We start from the raw sequence: 264 nt of genomic DNA, 5'->3' as shown, positions 1-264 counted from the left end.
CGCGAAGCGCGCCTTTCGGCGCCTTCGTCACGGAGAGGATAAAAATGAATCAGCGCGAATATTTGCTTGAGGGGCCGGCCGACTCGATGATGCCGGTCGCGCCCGAAAGCGGACACATGGGCAATCTGCTCGATACGCTCTATGCCGGCCGCAAGACGATCCTGGTCGCGACCGTGCTGTGCACGCTCGTCGGCTGCGTGTATGCGCTGCTGGCGGCGCCGGTGTATGAATCGGACATGCTGATCCAGGTGGAGGAAAATCCGA

1 protein-coding gene is annotated in these 264 nt (G+C 61.4%); it reads left to right on the top strand.

The features are described 5' to 3' along the window. Window positions 1–44 precede the first annotated feature (44 nt). Window positions 45–264, top strand: a 220-nt coding sequence (locus SB786_RS36580; protein WP_410731630.1) for a Wzz/FepE/Etk N-terminal domain-containing protein, incomplete at its 3' end; no start/stop codon positions are given.

Origin of the sequence: Burkholderia sp. SIMBA_062, assembly GCF_046534765.1 — a bacterium.
Classification (GTDB): Bacteria; Pseudomonadota; Gammaproteobacteria; order Burkholderiales; family Burkholderiaceae; genus Burkholderia; species Burkholderia ambifaria.
Note: the sequence above shows the minus strand (reverse complement) of the source record. Positions and strands in the feature narration are given on the sequence as shown.